Source organism: Nonomuraea sp. NPDC050790 (assembly GCF_044456745.1).
Taxonomy (GTDB): domain Bacteria; phylum Actinomycetota; class Actinomycetes; order Streptosporangiales; family Streptosporangiaceae; genus Nonomuraea.
Genome location: NZ_JBITGF010000023.1, coordinates 1 through 15,378, shown reverse-complemented (window position 1 = coordinate 15,378; position 15,378 = coordinate 1). Strand labels below are relative to the sequence as shown.

Below are 15,378 nucleotides of genomic sequence, written 5' to 3'. Positions count from 1 at the left end.
GGCGGGCGCCATGTCGCCCGCCCCTTGAGGGCCAGCCATAGAGGCGGTCACCTGGGCCGGTAGATCCCTCCCCCAGGTGATTGCCTTCTTGGCATGTACGGGAGGCTTAAATGGGCCGTTACATCATCAGGCGTCTGATCCAGGCGATACCTGTACTACTGGGTGCCACTCTGCTCATCTTCGCCATTGTGTTCGCGCTGCCCGGCGACCCTATCGCAGCGCTGGCCGGTGAGAAGAGGACAGACCCGACGATCGTCGAGATCCTCCGGGAGCGCTACCACCTCAACGATCCGCTGCTGCTGCAGTACTGGTACTACATCAGCGGCGTGCTCTTCCGCGGTGACTTCGGCGTCACTTTCGCCGACGTACCCGTGTCCCAGCTCATGGCCGGCAAGTTCCAGGTCACGCTGAACCTGGCGCTGACCGCGCTGGTCTTCGAGGCCGTCATCGGCGTCGGCCTCGGCCTGTGGGCGGCGCTGCGCCGCGGCAAGGCCGCCGACACCATGATCCTGGCCTCGACCCTTCTGCTGATCTCCGTCCCCACCCTGGTCACCGGCTTCGTGCTGCAACTGGTGCTCGGCGTGAAGGTCAAACAGTGGACCGGGATCGACATCTTCCCCATCGCGGGCATCAGCAACGGCTTCCGCAGCTACCTGCTGCCGGGCTTCGTGCTGGCGGGCATCTCGATCGCCTACCTGACCCGGCTGACGCGGACCAGCCTGGTGGAGACCCTGCGAGCGGACTACATCCGCACGGCGACCGCCAAGGGTCTGTCCAGACGGCGGGTCATCGGCAGGCACGGACTGCGCAACGCGCTGATCCCCCTCGTCACCTACCTGGGCGCCGACCTCGGCAACCTGATGGGCGGCGCGGTGATCACGGAGACGATCTTCAATCTCCCGGGCATCGGCAACCAGCTCTTCCAATCCGTGTACCTGCGTGAGCAACCCGTCGTCGTAGGTATCGTGACAGTTCTGGTACTGATCTACATCGTCGCCAACCTGGTCGTCGACATGATGTACGCAGTGCTCGACCCGAGGATCCGCTATGAGTGACATCCAGCAGCCGGCGGCGCCACTCGTGCCGAACCCGGTCGACACGCCCCCGCCGCCCCGCAAACAGTCGAAGAAGCAGGGCAAGCCGGCCAGCCTCTGGAGCGACGCCTGGCACGACCTGCGCCGCCGTCCGATCTTCATCATCTCGGCGATCCTGATCGCGATCCTCGTCGTCATGGCGCTGTGGCCGTCGCTGTTCACGGCCATCGACCCGAACGACCCGAGGACCTGCGAGCTGGCCACGGCCCGTCAGGGACCCAGCAGCGGCCACATCTTCGGCCGCGACAACCTGGGCTGCGACGTCTACGCGCGCTCGATCTACGGCGCCGCCAACTCGCTGCTCATCGGCCTCTCGACGACGCTGGCGACGGCGCTCATCGGCGGCATGTTCGGCCTCGCGGCCGGCTACTTCGGCGGGGTCACCGACACCCTGGCCTCGCGCCTGACCGAGATCTTCTTCGCCATCCCCAGCATCCTGGGCGCCCTGCTGATCGCGGCCACCTTCCGTGGCGGCGCGTTGAGCAGCATCACCCTGGTCATCATCGCGTTGACCGTACTGGGGTGGCCGATGACGTACCGGATCATGAGAGCGGCGGTCATCACGGCCAAGAGCCAGGACTTCGTGGTCGCGGCCAAGGCTTTGGGCGCCGGGCACATGCGGATCATGATGCGGCACCTGCTGCCGAACGCGCTCGCGCCGGTCATCGTCATCGCGACGATCAACCTCGGCGGGTTCATCGCGGCCGAGGCGGCGCTGTCGTTCCTCGGCGTCGGTGTGACCTCGCCGGACATCTCGTGGGGTCTGATGATCTCCGACGCCCGTAACAGGTTCCTGGACGCGCCGCTGCCGCTGATCTTCCCGGCGGTGTTCCTGAGCATCACGGTGCTCGCGTTCATCATGCTGGGCGACGCCGTACGCGACGCGCTCGACCCGAAGCTCAGGTAAGGGGGACCTGTGAAGAAGACATCCCCAGAGGTGGTGCCCGCCGAGGGAGGGCTGGGCAACGAGCCTCTGCTTGCTGTCGACAACCTGCACGTGGAGTTCCACACGCGGGCGGGCGTCGTGCACGCCGTCAACGGCGTGACGTATTCGCTCAACCCCGGCGAGACCCTCGCCGTGCTGGGCGAGTCGGGCTCCGGCAAGTCCGTGACCGCTCAGGCGATCATGGGCATCCTGGACATGCCGCCCGCGGTGATCCCCCAGGGCGAGATCCGCTTCCGCGGCACCGACCTGCTCAAGCTGTCGGAGGACGCCCGTTCGCAGGTGCGCGGCCAGCGCGTCGCGATGGTCTTCCAGGACGCGCTCTCCGCGCTGAACCCGGTCTTCACCGTGGGCTGGCAGATCAGCGAGATGTTCCGCGTGCACCGGGGCATGGGCAAGAAGGAGGCGATGGCCAAGGCGGTCGAGCTCATGGACCGGGTCCGCATCCCGGCCGCCAGGCAGCGCATCAACGACTACCCGCACCAGTTCTCCGGGGGCATGCGCCAGCGCATCATGATCGCCATGTCGATCGCGCTGGACCCGGAGGTGCTGATCGCCGACGAGCCGACCACCGCGCTCGACGTGACCGTCCAGGCCCAGATCATGGAGCTCCTCGCGGAGCTCCAGCGCGAGAGCAACATGGGCCTGATCCTGATCACCCACGACCTCGGCGTGGTCGCCGACGTCGCGGACAAGATCGCGGTCATGTACGGCGGGCGGATCGTCGAGAACGCGCCCGTCCACGACATCTACCGCCACCCGGCCCACCCGTACACGAAGGGCCTGCTGGAGTCGATCCCCAGGGTCGACCTCAAGGGCCAGGACCTGTACGCCATCAAGGGCATGCCGCCGAACCTGCTGGACATGCCGTCCGGCTGCGCCTTCCACCCCCGCTGCCCGTACCGCCAGGACATCTGCGTCACCGAGTCCCCGGCGCTGTATGAGATCAGCGGCACGCGCAGCAGCGCCTGCCACTACTGGAGGGAGGTCCTCGATGGCACCCACGAGTGAGCCGATCCTTGAGGTACGCGACCTGGTCAAGCACTTCCCGCTGACCCAGGGCATCGTCATCAAGAAGCAGATCGGCGCGATCAAGGCCGTCGACGGCGTCTCCTTCGACCTGCACAAGGGCGAGACCCTGGGCATCGTGGGCGAGTCGGGCTGCGGCAAGTCGACGCTGGCCAAGGTGCTCATGGCGCTGGAGCGGCCGACGTCGGGCTCGGTCAAGATCAGCGGCAGGGAGATCGCCCACGCCCGCGGCGGCGAGCTCAAGCGCATGCGGCGCAACATCCAGATGGTGATGCAGGATCCCTACACCTCGCTGAACCCCCGGATGACCGTCGGTGACATCATCGGCGAGCCGTACGACATCCACACGGAGGTCGCGCCGAGGGGCGACCGGCGCAAGAAGGTGCAGGAGCTGCTGGAGGTGGTCGGGCTCAACCCCGACCACATCAACCGCTACCCGCACCAGTTCTCCGGCGGTCAGCGCCAGCGCATCGGCATCGCGCGCGGGCTGGCCCTGCAGCCGGAGATCATCGTCTGCGACGAGCCGGTCTCGGCGCTGGACGTGTCGATCCAGGCGCAGGTCATCAACCTGCTGGAGCGGCTGCAGAACGAGTTCAACCTGGCCTACATCTTCATCGCCCACGACCTGTCGGTGGTACGCCACATCGCCGACCGGGTGGGCGTGATGTACCTGGGCAAGCTGGTGGAACTCGGCAAGGACACGGAGGTCTACGACAAGCCCGCGCATCCGTACACGCAGGCTCTGCTCTCCGCGGTCCCGGTCCCCGACCCCGAGGGGCGCGAACTGCGGGAGCGGATCATCCTCCAGGGTGACCCGCCGTCGCCGGCCAACCCGCCGTCGGGCTGCCGCTTCCGCACCCGCTGCTGGAAGGCCCAGGAGATCTGCGCGGAGGAGGAGCCGCTGCTGCAGATCCGGCCGGGCACCGCGCACGAGAGCGCGTGCCACTTCGCCGAGACCCACGACGTGGTGCACATCGGTTAGAACACGGTGAAAAAAGGGGGGTCCTCCGCGGAGGGCCCCCCTTTTTTTCACGTGGTGGCGATGACGGCCGAGCCGTGGCCGAACAGGCCCTGGTTGGCGGCCAGGCCGACGCGCGCGCCCTCGACCTGGCGGGCGCCCGCGCTCCCGCGCAACTGCCAGGTCAGCTCGCACACCTGGGCGATGGCCTGGGCGGGGATGGCCTCGCCGAAGGAGGCGAGCCCGCCGGACGGGTTCACCGGCACCCGGCCGCCGAGCGCGGTGTCGCCGGCCCGCAGCATCTTCTCGGCCTCGCCGGGCGGGCACAGGCCGACGTCCTCGACCCAGTCCAGCTCCAGGGCCGTGGACAGGTCGTAGACCTCGGCGAACGACAGGTCCCCGGGGCCGAGTCCCGCCTCCTCGTAGGCGGCGTGGGCGATGGCCGCGCGGAAGGGGCGCTCCGGCGGGGATACGGCCGCCGCCGAGTCGGTGGCGAAGGCGGGCAGCTCCAGCGTGGTGTTGGGGAAGGTGGGGGTGACGGTCGAGACGGCGGCCAGCCGTACCGGGTGGGTGATACCGCGGCGGCGGGCGAACTCCGCGGAGGCCAGCACCAGCGCGGCGCCGCCGTCGGAGGTGGCGCAGATGTCCATGAGCCGCAGCGGGTCGGCCACCATCGGGGAGGCGAGCACCTCCTGCTCGGTGACGGGTTTGCGGTAGCGGGCCATGGGGTTGAGCGCGCCGCAGGCGGCGTTCTTCACCTTCACGGCGGCGAAGTCGGCGGCGGTCGAGCCGTGCAGGGCCATCCGGCGGCGGGCGTAGAGGGCGAAGTAGGCGGGGTTGGTGGCGCCGAGCAGCCGGAAGCGCAGCCAGTCCGGGTCGTCGGGACGCTCGCCGCCGACCGGCTTGAAGAAGCCCTTGGGCGTGGAGTCCGCGCCGACGACGAGCGCGACGTCGCACAGGCCGGCGAGGATTCGGGTCCTGGCCAGGTCGATGGCCTGCGCGCCCGAGGCGCAGGCGGCGTAGCAGGAGGCGATCCTGGCTCCGGTCCAGCCGAGCGCCTGGGCGAAGGTGGCGCCGGCGACGAAGCCCGGGTAGCCGTTCCTGATGGTGTCGGCGCCGACGACGTACTGCACGTCGGTCCAGGCCACGCCGGCGTCGGCCAGGGCGGCTCGGGCGGCGGCCACGCCGTACTCGATGAAGGGTTTGCCCCACTTGCCCCACGGGTGCATGCCCGCGCCGATGACCAAGGTGCTCATCGGGCCGCCTCCCACATCCACACCAGCGGGCCGTCGGCGAGGGGGCCGTGGGTGAGCCTTAGCTCCATGCCGACCTGTAGTTCGTCCACGGTCAGGTCTTTGACCTGGCCGAGCACGATGATGCCCGCCTCGGCGAGCTCGACCGCGGCGAGCGTCACCGGCGTGTACGGCTCCGCGGCCGCGAACGGCGGCGGCGGCGCGTAGCAGGCGTTGGTGTAGGACCAGACGGTGCCCTGGCGCGGCAGCCGGGTCTCCTCCTGCGTCTCGCCCGAACAGTGCGGATTGCGGCAGAAGCCCCGCTGCGGCGGGAAGCTGACGGTGCCGCAGTCGGCGCACCGGGTGCCGAGCAGGTGGGTGCCGTCGTCGCCGATGCTGAACCAGCCGTCGATCGCCAAGGTCATACCGACGAGTATCACACAAGCGCTTGCTAGGGAAAATGCCTTCGCCGCCGCAGGTGCAGCACCACCACCCTGGCCGACATCGCGACCGTCAGCCCGATCATCGCCACCACCACCGGCAGCCGCGAGGCCGGCCGCGCCGGCGGCGGACCGCCGCCGAAGTGGCCGCCGACCTGCCCGATCCGCGACGCGGGAGGCACGGCCAGCCGTCCCGCCTCGCGCAGCGCGAGCGAGGCGTCGGCCACGCCGTGACCGTAGGCGCGGCTGTGCCCGTCGGCCGGCCGCTTCCTGGTGCCGCGCTCGATGGCGGTGCGCACGTGGTAGGGCGACAGCTCCGGATACTCCGCCCTGACCAGCGCGGCGATCCCGGCCACCATCGCCGCCGCGGAACTGGTCCCGTCGCCGACCACGTACCCGCCGGGGCCGTCGGCGCTGACGATCCCGGTGCCGGGAGCGACCACCGACAGGTAGTCCTGGCGGTTGGAGAAGCGCGGCACCCGCATCCGCCGGTCCACCGCGCCCACGGCGATCACGCCCGGGTAGGCGGCGGGGAAGTTCTTGCGGTTGGCGGCGTCGCCGTCGTTGCCGGAGGAGGCGACGAGCACGGCCCCGCGGGAGATCGCGTACTGCACCGCCTCCTCCTCGGCCGCCGAGCCCTCCCACGAGCCGCTGCCGCCGCCCAGTGACATGCTGACGACCCGCGCGCCCCGGTCGACGGCGTACCTGATGCCCTGGGCCAGCGCGTCCTGGCCGGCCGCGCTCGCGCGCCGCCTGCCGCGCAGCGGATCGTCGTTCTCCAGCGTCACCCTGACCGACAGCACCCGCGCGGCCGGCGCGACGCCCACCACGCCCCTGCCGTCGTGGCCGCGCCCGGCGATGAGGCTGGCCATCGCGGTGCCGTGGTGGCCGCTCCTGGCCTGCCCGCGGGCCGGACCGGTCAGGTCGGGCCCTTCCACGACGGCTCCCGACAGGTCGGGGTGGCGGCCGTCCACGCCCGTGTCGAGCACGGCCACCAGCACGCCCTCGCCCCTGCTCACCTTCCACGCCGCCGGCACGCGCAGCGCGGCCAGTTGCCACTGCTGCTGCCGCGCGGCCACGGCGGCGGCCCCTGTGCGCGCCGTGACGTTGCGCATGCCGCTCGGGGGCGGGCCGGCGATGAGCAGGGTGACGAGGCAGACCGGCAGCAGCCAGGCGGCGGCGCGGATCACCGGGTGAGCGCCTTGTGCAGGGCCTGCGCCAGTTGCGTGGCCGCCGCGCCGAGGCGCGGCTCCGTCCCGCCCTCTCTCTGGTACGGCCGGCCGTCGGCGTACCCGGCGGCGGTGAGGACCGTGTAAGGCCCGCCGGAGGCCGCCACGGCGCCGGTGACGTACTGGGCCTCGCCGAACCGCTCGGCCGGGCCGCCGGGGAAGGCCACGGGCCGCACGGTGGGCGGCCGGCCGCCGGCGCGTACCGGGGGAGTGGGCCCGTCGAGCACGGCCACGCCCACGGTGACGACGAAGGTCTGCGTGCTGTCGGTGTAGGTGGCCCGAAGGGCCGTCAGGCAGCGCGGCAGCATGGCCGCCGCGGCGGGCTGGAGCGCGACCCGGCAGGGCGCCTCCGGCGCGACGCCGGCCAGCAGGTAGGTCACCCTGGCGCCGGACGGGCTGGCGCCGGCGAGCGCGGCGGGAAAGACCCTGGTCACCGGCCAGGCGTGCCAGCGCTCGCTCACCGCGGGCTCGGCCGAGCCCCACGGGAAGGGGAGGAGGGACAACAGTGCGACGGACAGCAGGAACACGTCTGCCTCGGGGGAAGGGGGGAGGAGGCGCTCGAACTGCCGTGCATTCTGGCACGCGGTCGATGATTCAATCCGACGCTTCGGTAAACAGACCGATACGCGGGGTAATGTCCCTATCGCACCGGAGAGGGGGAAAGGCGCACATGCGCGCCCGGTGGGAGCCCCAGGCGCTGGGCGGCATCGCCCGAGTTCACGGCGATGGCGATGAGCCCCGCCGAGTCGGCGAAGGCCACCAGCTCACCCGGCGGCACCGCCGCGTACGTCTCCCGGTACGGCATGGCCAACTGCCTGCGCCCCATCCAGACGCCGAGTGTGTCGCCCACCCGGACCCCGAGCGCCGCCAGGTCGCCCGCCGCGATCGACAACTGGGTGTTGCCGTAGCGGTCGACCGAGACCACCTCGCCCTCCACCGAGCCCTCGCGCAGCACCGACGTCGGCTCCGGCAGCGAGACCAGCCTGATCAGCGGGATCTCCGGCCCCAGCTCGGAAGGCTCGGCCCCGGCGCACAACCGCCCCGCCACCGGCGCGTACACGTCGCGGCCGTGGAAGGTCGGCGAGACCGGATGCAGGAAGAGCGCGTCGTTGGTGATCTCGTACGCGGACTCGGCGCCGCCGCAGGCGTGCACGGCCCAGGACAGCAGGCCGTTGTCCGGCCCGATGAACACCCGGCCGCCCGCGGACACGGCGACCGCGCGTCTGGCGCCGCCCGCCCCCGGATCCACGGCGCCGATGTGCACGCCCGGCGGGATGTACGGGATGGTCTGCGCGAGAACCGCCGCGCCGCGCCGTACGTCGCCCGAAGGGATGAGGTGGCATACGTCGATGACGCGGGCCTGCGGCGCGATTCCGGCGATCACGCCATGGCAGGCGGCCACGTAGCCGTCCTCGAGTCCGTAATCGGTGAGAAGCGTTATGACTGAGGTCACACTTCGTGACTGTACGTCTCCCGATCCGCGGTGAACACCCGGCTTTGGCACATTACGATGGCCACGGGCCGCGTGCGTACGGCGTGAGCGCCGTACGCCCTTCCGAGGAGGACGACCATGGACACCGCACCGGTCGGCGGTGACAGTGCTGCCCAGGAACCGACCCGTCAGCCCCTCACCGAACGAGACCTCCAGCTCCTCGCCTTCGAGCGCCAATGGTGGCGTTACGCCGGCGCGAAGGAGCAGGCCATCAAGGAGACCTTCGGGTTCTCCGCCACGCGTTACTACCAGCTCCTCGGCGAACTCATCGATCGTCCCGAGGCGCTGGAGCAGGATCCGATGCTGGTCAAGCGACTGCGCCGGCTGCGGGCCACGCGGCAGCGCGAGCGGGCGGCCCGGCGACTCGGCATGCGTCCCTAGGTGGCTGGGTACTCCAGCCGCGTGAGGAACATCCCTGGAATCCAAGCGATCGTGAAAGAGCCGTCAGGGGCGGTGATCGGGCTCGACTTCGACGGCACCCTGTCGCCCATCGTGCCCGATCCCGCCGCCGCGAGGATCCACCCGGCGGCCCCCGGCATCCTGGCCGAGCTGAGCGCGCGGGTGGCGTCCGTGGTCATCCTGACCGGCCGGCCCCCCGCCGTCGTCCTCGAACTCGGCCCCGACCTGGCCGAGGTGCCCGGCCTGGTGATCCTCGGGCACTACGGCTTCGAACGGTGGGAGAACGGCAGGATTAGCGCGCCGCCGCCGCCCGCGGGCGTGCCACGGGCCGAGGCCGAGCTGCCGATGCTGCTCGACGCCCTTGGCCTGGCCGGGGTGGCGGTCGAGGACAAGGGGCGGGCGGTCGCCGTACACACCAGGCGCAGTCCCGATCCCGACGGCGCCTTCGAGGCGCTGCGCGCGCCCCTCGCGGCGCTGGCCGCGCGCAACGGGCTGGTGGTCGAGCCGGGACGCTACGTGCTGGAGCTGCGCCCGCCCGGCATGGACAAGGGCCAGGCGCTGTCGCTGTTCCTGGCCGAGCGCGCGGCCCGGTCGGTGATGTTCGCCGGCGACGATCTGGGGGATCTGGCCGCCTTCGAGGCGGTACGCGCGTCGGGGTTGCCCGGCGTGACCGTGTGCAGCGGCTCGGCCGAGGTGAGCGAGCTGGCCGAGCGGGCCGACCTCGTGGTCGACGGGCCCGACGGCGTGATGGCGCTGCTCAAGGAGCTGGCGGCAGCCGTTCGCGGCTGACCAGAACTCCCGCGACCGCCAGCGCGATCAGCACCGGCACCATGAGGAAGGCCGTGCGGGTCCCGAACCCGTCGGCCAGCGCCCCCAGCGCGAACGGCCCCGCCGCCATCGCCAGCCCCGCGCAGACCGGCGAGACGGCCGTGGCACGGACCGGGTCGTAGGCGAGCACGCCGGCCAGCGCGAGCGGGAAGTGCAGCGAGACGCCCAGCCCGCTGATCGCCAGCCCCGCGTAGGCGAGCACCGGCTGGGTGCTCGACCAGAACAGCAGCCAGCCCACCGCGGTGAGCAGCAGGGCGCCGGTCAGCAGCGTGGGCGTGCTCAGGCGCAGGGCCAGCGGCGTCCCGGCGAAGCGGCCGACGGCCAGGCCGGCCGTGAACGCGGTCAGGCCGGTCGTGGCCGCCGCCACGCTCAGCCCGGTGTTGGACGCGAAGAGCTGCACCGCCCACAGGTTGAAGCAGAACTCCAGCGCGACCACGAGGAAGAGCACGCCGCCCGCCACGTAGAAGCGCCAGCCGGGCGGTGGCGCGCTCGCGCGGGCGCCGCCGTCGTGGGGGCGGCCGGCCACGCGCACGCGGCCGAGCGTGAGCGCGAGCAGGGCGGTGGTGACCGGGGTGATCAGCAGGGCGGCCCGCCAGCCGAGCGCGGTCTGCGCGGTGGCGCTGATCGCGTAGGTCATGGCGATGCCGAACAGGATCGCGACCGCGTTGGCCTCGCTGATCGCCGCGGGTCCGGCCGGGCCGTGGTGGTCGCTGAGCGCGGCCATCATGGCGTAGAGGGCGACCGAGCCGAAGAGGCTGGCCAGACCGTAGCTGGCGAGGGTGGCGGGCAGAGCGGCGGTGACCATGAGGGGCACCAGGGCCGCGTTCATGCCGGCCAGGCTGCCCCAGATGGTGGCGCGCGGGCCGTACCTGCGTTCCAGGTACGGCAGCGCCGCCCCGGCGAGGAGCGTTCCGGCGGCCATCGCGGTGCCGTGCAGGGCGGCGACCGCGTTGGAGACCTGCTGTTCCTGGCGCAGCAGCGGGAGGACGGCGCTCAGGCCGTACAGGTAGGTGGCGAAGGCGCCGAGCTGGAGGTAGACGAGCCAGGTCGGGAGATCACGGGTCAGACGGATCCGGACTGTGGTCACTTATCGCATTAAGTCAGGGCATCGAGCTGCGCCGCAAGCCACTTCTGCGGCGGCAGCGCGGTGGCCGCCGCGGCCAGGCGGGCCACCCTGCCGGTGCGCTCGTCCTCGGGCATGACCAGGGCCGTGCGCAGGGCCTGCGCGGTCTCCAGCACGTCGTACGGGTTGACCACCAGCGCGTCCGCGCCCAGCTCGGCGGCGGCGCCGGCCTCGCGCGAGAGCACCAGGACGCAGCGGGGCGACAGGATCGGGCCCTCCTTGGCCACCAGGTTCATGCCGTCGCGGATCGGGTTGACCAGCAGCACGTCGGCCATCCGGTAGGCGGCCAGGCTGCGCGCGTAGTCGTCGTTGACGTTGAGTATCAGCGGGTCCCAGTCCTCGGTGGCGTACTCGTCCTCGATCTCCTTGGCGCAGCGCTGCACGGCCGCGGTGTACTCGCGGTACTCCGGCAGGTCGTGGCGGCTCGGGTAGGCGAAGGCCAGGTGCACCACGCGGCCGTGCCATTCCGGGTGCGCGGCCAGGAACTCGCGGTAGGCCATCAGCCCGCGCACGATGTTCTTCGACAGCTCGGTGCGGTCGATGCGGACGATCAGCTTCCGGTCGCCGACCTGATCGCGCAGCACCGCCATGTTCGACTCCACGTCCGGCTCGCAGGCCCGCCGCCAGAGCTGCTCGCCGTCGACGCCGAGCGGGTGCACGCCGATCCTGGTCGTGCGGCCCTCGTGGGTGACGCCGCGCGCGTCCGCCCGCGCGCCCAGCAGGGCCACGCAGCAGTCGGTGAACGCCCGCGCCCACCGCTCGGTGAGGAACCCGGCGTGATCGGCGCCCAGGATGCCCTCCAGGACCTCGCGGGCCACCTCGTCGGGCAGCAGCGCGAAGTACTCCGGCGGGGCCCACGGGGTGTGGCTGAAATGGGCGATGCGCAGGTCGGGGCGCTCGGCGCGGAGCATCGCGGGGGTGAGCGTCAGGTGGTAGTCCTGGACCATCACCCGCGCCTCGTGCCCGGCCTCCTCGGCCAGGGCCAGCGCGAAGGCGCCGTTGTAGTCGCGGTAGGACTCCCACTCGCGCTGGAACCTGGTGCCGAAGTGCGGGGCGTTGGGGATGTCGTAGAGCAGATGGTTGACGAACCACAGCGTGGAGTTGGCCACGGCGTTGTAGGCGCGGTGGAAGGTCGCGGGGGCGATGTCCAGCATGCGCAGCGCGCCGGTGTCGTAGCCGGCCTGGTCGAGGCGGCCGCCGGGGGCCTGCCGTACGGCGCTGCGGTCGCCGTCGGAAAGGGCCGCGCAGACCCACAGCACGCCTTCGTCCTTCGCCACGCCGGAAAGTCCGGATACCAGGCCGCCGCCACCGCGTTTCATGGTGAGAACGCCGTCGTCGGAGACGGTGAACGAGACAGGACCGCGGTTCGAGGCGACCAGGACGCTGTTCATTTAACTATCCTCCGCTCATAGGATCCCGCTATGGCGCTTGATGAGCTAACCGAGGAACTGGCCCGCTCCGCAGCCGCTGGAGATCATCGCGCACTCGGCGAGCTCTTGCGGCGGATCGAGCCGGACGTACTACGGCACTGCGCGCGAATCTTGCCCTATCACCAGGACGCGGAGGAGGCCTGCCAGGACACTCTTCTGGCCGTCGCGCGCAACATCGGGCGATTCGAGGGCCGGGCGCGGTTCAGCACGTGGCTGCACATCGTGACGGCCAACTGCGCCCGCACGACCTACCGCTCGCTGAAGCGCAGGGCGGCCGAGCAGAGCTCCGACGAGCTGCCCACGCAGAAGCCGGACGTGGCCAGGGTGAGCGTGATCGCGGGCTCGCGCCTGGACCTGCTCGACGCGATGGAGTCGCTGGAGGCGTCCAAGCCCGACCTGGCGCAGGCGCTGGTGCTGCGCGACATCGTCCAGCTCGACTACAACGAGGTGGCCGAGCAGCTGGGCATCCCGCTCGGCACCGCGAAATCCCGCATCCACCAGGCGCGCAAGTACGTGCAGGGGGTGCTCGGGGAGGACTATCGATGAGACGGATGGTCTCACTGGTCGAGACGGGTGGTCAACCGATCGTCTTGACCAGGTAGAGTCCATTCCGACAACTACATATTGCTCATCCAGAGGGGTGGAGGGACCGGCCCTGCGAAGCCCCGGCAACCCTCCCGGATTGTGACTCGCACCCGCGAGGCCGACCGGGACAAGGTGCCAATTCCGGTCTGCGGTCAAGGTGGCCGCGGGCGAAGATGAGGGAAGGCCTCGCTTCATGTCGCTTGACTTCGGTCCTGCTGTAGCTCTCTCCTGCCGCGAGTGCGGCACCCGCTATGACCTCGGCCCCAGTTTCGCGTGTCTGGAGTGTTTCGGGCCACTCGAAGTGGCCTATGACTTCGGTACGGTGACCCGCTCGCGCATCGAGTCCGGTCCGACCAACATCTGGCGTTACCAGGCGCTCCTGCCCGTCCCCGTCGACGTGGCCGCCAAGCAGAACATGAACCCCGGCTGGACCAAGCTGGTCAAGGCCGGCAACCTCGGCCGGGCGCTCGGCATCAGGTCGCTGCACATCAAGGACGACTCCGGCAACCCCACCCACTCCTTCAAGGACCGGGTGGTGGCCATCGCCGTCGAGGCGGCCCGCAACTTCGGCTTCCACACCCTGTCCTGCTCCTCCACCGGCAACCTGGCCGGCGCGGTCACCGCCGCCGCGGCCAGGGCCGGGCTCGACGCGTGCGTGTTCATCCCCGCCGACCTGGAGCAGGCCAAGATCGCCATGGCCCGCGTGTTCGGCGGCAAGCTCATCGGCATCGAGGGCACCTACGACGAGGTCAACCGCTTCTGCTCCGAGCTCATCGGCGACCCGCTGGGCGACAAGTGGGGCTTCGTCAACGTGAACCTGCGGCCCTACTACGCCGAGGGGTCCAAGACGCTGGCCTACGAGATCGCCGAGCAGCTCGGCTGGAAGCTGCCCGAGCAGATCGTCATCCCGATCGCCTCCGGCTCCCAGCTCACGAAGATCGACAAGGGCTTCAAGGAGCTCGTGGCGCTCGGGCTGGTCGAGGACACGCCGTACAAGGTGTTCGGGGCCCAGGCGCTCGGGTGCTCGCCGGTGTCGGCGGCGTATAAGGCGGGGCACGACGTGGTCCAGCCGGTCAAGCCGGACACCATCGCCAAGTCGCTGGCCATCGGGAACCCGGCTGACGGGCCCTACGTGCTCGACATCGCCCGCCGTACGGGAGGGGCGGTGGAGGACGTCACCGACGCCGAGATCGTCGCGGCCATCAAGCTCCTGGCGTCCACGGAGGGCATCTTCGCCGAGACCGCGGGCGGCGTCACCGTGGGCGTGCTCAAGAAGCTGGTGGAAAACGGCACGCTGGATCCCGAGGCGGAAACAGTGGTGCTGAACACCGGCGACGGCCTCAAGACCCTTGACGCGGTGTCGTCGATCGCCGAACCCACCGCTGTCATCCGGCCCTCTCTCGACGCGTTCCGCGCCATCTGAAAGGAAGTTTTAGGCATGAGCGTATCTGTGCGGATTCCCACCATTCTGCGCACCTACACGGGGGGTAACGCGGAGGTCAGTGGCGACGGTGCGACGCTGCGCGAGGTCCTTCAGAAGCTGGACAGCGACTACCCGGGGATCGGCGCCCGAATTCTCGATGAATCGGGCAAGATTCGGCGTTTTGTCAACGTTTACGTTGGGCAAGAGGACGTCCGATTCGCCGACGGGCTCGACACTCCGGCCCCCGAGGGGAGCGAGATCTCCATCATCCCCGCAGTAGCCGGAGGCTAACGCTTCGCACACTCTTAGGACTGGGGCACCTCTTCGGAGGTGCCCTTCCCATTTCTGGAAAATTCAACTCTTCGAAGGATGAAATAGGCAGTTTTCAGATTGACTCTGTTGCCCAACGGCATGCCACAGGTATGGTCGAGGGCGATCGCCGCCAGTTTTTCGGTAAAAGCGGCGAACGCGGATCTCGCGGAGGAATGGGCGGGATCCAGAGCCCAGTAAGAGGAGTCGGAAGTGGCGCAGGGCACCGTCAAGTGGTTCAACGCGGACAAGGGCTACGGTTTCATCGCGGTCGACGGTGGTAAAGATGTATTCGTCCATTACTCAGCGATCATGATGGACGGCTACAGATCGCTCGAACAAGGCCAGCGGGTCGAGTTCGAGATCACACAAGGCCAGAAGGGGCCGCAGGCGGAATCTGTCCGCACCGTTTGAACCACGCACCGAGGCAGCCCGCACGGCAGCGCAGTCCGTGCGGTTCTGCCAACACCTTTCGTCTCACCAGGACAGGCCCGATCTCGCGAGGGGATCGGGCCTGACCTGCGACGGGGTGGCATTCGCTTGCACTCGACCGGGTAGAGTGCTAAACAGTTCGTTGGCACTCTCTCCACGTGAGTGCCAACACCTGGATCGAGACGATCGGGGCCTGCCGAACGGAGATGCGGGCCCAAGTGTTCGGCCTCCGGGCCGGGCACGCTGCCGTCGCGGGCGTCGGCTCGATCCTTGAGAAGCCACCCTGTATCTGGGAGGTCTAGCCTTATGGCAGCCAAGATGATCGCGTTTGACGAGGACGCCCGGCGCGGTCTCGAGCGCGGCATGAACCAGCTCGCCGACGCCGTGAAGGTGACCCTTGGTCCCAAGGGGCGCAACGTCGTGCTGGAGAAG

At 70.2% G+C, this 15,378-nt stretch carries 17 protein-coding genes and 1 riboswitch; of the genes, 10 read left to right on the top strand and 7 right to left on the bottom strand.

Annotated features, from left to right (window positions below; genetic code table 11):
• Positions 1–110 precede the first annotated feature (110 nt).
• Genes ACIBEJ_RS52055 through ACIBEJ_RS52040 form a run of 4 tightly spaced genes read left to right on the top strand, consistent with a single transcriptional unit; the run spans position 111 to position 4,048 of the window.
• Positions 111–1,055 (top strand): ABC transporter permease, encoded by a 945-nt coding sequence (locus tag ACIBEJ_RS52055; RefSeq protein WP_397190501.1) that lies wholly within the window; start codon positions 111–113, stop codon positions 1,053–1,055.
• Positions 1,048–2,001: an ABC transporter permease gene (locus tag ACIBEJ_RS52050; protein ID WP_397190500.1), complete on the top strand. Its 954-nt coding sequence runs from the start codon at positions 1,048–1,050 to the stop codon at positions 1,999–2,001. Before ACIBEJ_RS52055 ends, ACIBEJ_RS52050 begins: the two co-directional genes overlap by 8 nt.
• A gap of 9 nt (positions 2,002–2,010) precedes the next feature.
• Entirely contained in the window at positions 2,011–3,048 is a 1,038-nt protein-coding gene (locus ACIBEJ_RS52045; RefSeq protein ID WP_397190499.1) for an ABC transporter ATP-binding protein, read from the top strand.
• Positions 3,032–4,048 carry an ABC transporter ATP-binding protein gene (locus tag ACIBEJ_RS52040; RefSeq protein WP_397190498.1) on the top strand — a complete coding sequence of 339 codons (1,017 nt, stop codon included), beginning with the start codon at positions 3,032–3,034 and terminating at the stop codon, positions 4,046–4,048. Before ACIBEJ_RS52045 ends, ACIBEJ_RS52040 begins: the two co-directional genes overlap by 17 nt.
• Positions 4,049–4,095: 47 nt before the next feature.
• Here the strand turns inward: ACIBEJ_RS52040 and ACIBEJ_RS52035 are convergent, their stop codons facing one another.
• The 5 genes from ACIBEJ_RS52035 to ACIBEJ_RS52015 form a co-directional block, all read right to left on the bottom strand.
• Positions 4,096–5,280: a lipid-transfer protein gene (locus tag ACIBEJ_RS52035; RefSeq protein ID WP_397190497.1), complete on the bottom strand. Its 1,185-nt coding sequence runs from the start codon at positions 5,278–5,280 to the stop codon at positions 4,096–4,098.
• The gene (locus tag ACIBEJ_RS52030; protein WP_397190496.1) at positions 5,277–5,681 is read right to left on the bottom strand and encodes a Zn-ribbon domain-containing OB-fold protein; all 405 of its coding nucleotides are present in this window, start codon (positions 5,679–5,681) and stop codon (positions 5,277–5,279) included. Before ACIBEJ_RS52030 ends, ACIBEJ_RS52035 begins: the two co-directional genes overlap by 4 nt.
• A 26-nt stretch (positions 5,682–5,707) precedes the next feature.
• The gene (locus ACIBEJ_RS52025; protein WP_397190495.1) at positions 5,708–6,886 is read right to left on the bottom strand and encodes a S8 family serine peptidase; all 1,179 of its coding nucleotides are present in this window, start codon (positions 6,884–6,886) and stop codon (positions 5,708–5,710) included.
• Positions 6,883–7,452 carry a hypothetical protein gene (locus ACIBEJ_RS52020; protein WP_397190494.1) on the bottom strand — a complete coding sequence of 190 codons (570 nt, stop codon included), beginning with the start codon at positions 7,450–7,452 and terminating at the stop codon, positions 6,883–6,885. The genes ACIBEJ_RS52025 and ACIBEJ_RS52020 overlap by 4 nt, the downstream gene beginning before the upstream one ends.
• Before the next feature lie 113 nt (positions 7,453–7,565).
• Positions 7,566–8,378, bottom strand: a complete 813-nt coding sequence (locus ACIBEJ_RS52015; RefSeq protein ID WP_397190493.1) for an S-adenosyl-l-methionine hydroxide adenosyltransferase family protein — start codon at positions 8,376–8,378, stop codon at positions 7,566–7,568.
• Positions 8,379–8,495: 117 nt separating this feature from the next.
• Here ACIBEJ_RS52015 and ACIBEJ_RS52010 point away from each other — a divergent pair, with 117 nt between their 5' ends.
• Both ACIBEJ_RS52010 and otsB read left to right on the top strand, forming a co-directional pair.
• A complete protein-coding gene (locus ACIBEJ_RS52010) occupies positions 8,496–8,798 on the top strand; it encodes a DUF3263 domain-containing protein (protein WP_397190492.1) in 303 nt (100 codons plus the stop codon).
• A gap of 51 nt (positions 8,799–8,849) precedes the next feature.
• Positions 8,850–9,605 (top strand): trehalose-phosphatase, encoded by a 756-nt coding sequence (gene otsB / locus ACIBEJ_RS52005; protein WP_397190491.1) that lies wholly within the window; start codon positions 8,850–8,852, stop codon positions 9,603–9,605.
• Here otsB and ACIBEJ_RS52000 read toward each other — a convergent pair.
• Together ACIBEJ_RS52000 and ACIBEJ_RS51995 are read right to left on the bottom strand one after the other, a co-directional pair.
• A complete protein-coding gene (locus ACIBEJ_RS52000; protein WP_397190490.1) occupies positions 9,574–10,731 on the bottom strand; it encodes an MFS transporter in 1,158 nt (385 codons plus the stop codon). The genes otsB and ACIBEJ_RS52000 overlap by 32 nt on opposite strands.
• 8 nt (positions 10,732–10,739) lie before the next feature.
• A complete protein-coding gene (locus ACIBEJ_RS51995) occupies positions 10,740–12,158 on the bottom strand; it encodes a trehalose-6-phosphate synthase (protein WP_397190489.1) in 1,419 nt (472 codons plus the stop codon).
• A gap of 30 nt (positions 12,159–12,188) precedes the next feature.
• On the opposite strand from ACIBEJ_RS51995, the gene ACIBEJ_RS51990 reads away from it, so the two are divergent.
• The 4 genes from ACIBEJ_RS51990 (at position 12,189) to ACIBEJ_RS51975 (ending at position 14,928) form a co-directional block, all read left to right on the top strand.
• A complete protein-coding gene (locus tag ACIBEJ_RS51990; protein WP_397190488.1) occupies positions 12,189–12,743 on the top strand; it encodes an RNA polymerase sigma factor in 555 nt (184 codons plus the stop codon).
• Between the two features lie 79 nt (positions 12,744–12,822).
• Positions 12,823–12,962: riboswitch (SAM riboswitch) on the top strand.
• Between the two features lie 13 nt (positions 12,963–12,975).
• The gene (thrC, locus tag ACIBEJ_RS51985; RefSeq protein ID WP_397190487.1) at positions 12,976–14,205 is read left to right on the top strand and encodes a threonine synthase; all 1,230 of its coding nucleotides are present in this window, start codon (positions 12,976–12,978) and stop codon (positions 14,203–14,205) included.
• A gap of 15 nt (positions 14,206–14,220) precedes the next feature.
• Positions 14,221–14,496 carry a MoaD/ThiS family protein gene (locus ACIBEJ_RS51980; protein WP_397190486.1) on the top strand — a complete coding sequence of 92 codons (276 nt, stop codon included), beginning with the start codon at positions 14,221–14,223 and terminating at the stop codon, positions 14,494–14,496.
• 231 nt (positions 14,497–14,727) lie between these two features.
• A complete protein-coding gene (locus ACIBEJ_RS51975) occupies positions 14,728–14,928 on the top strand; it encodes a cold-shock protein (RefSeq protein ID WP_106250594.1) in 201 nt (66 codons plus the stop codon).
• Positions 14,929–15,378 lie beyond the last annotated feature (450 nt).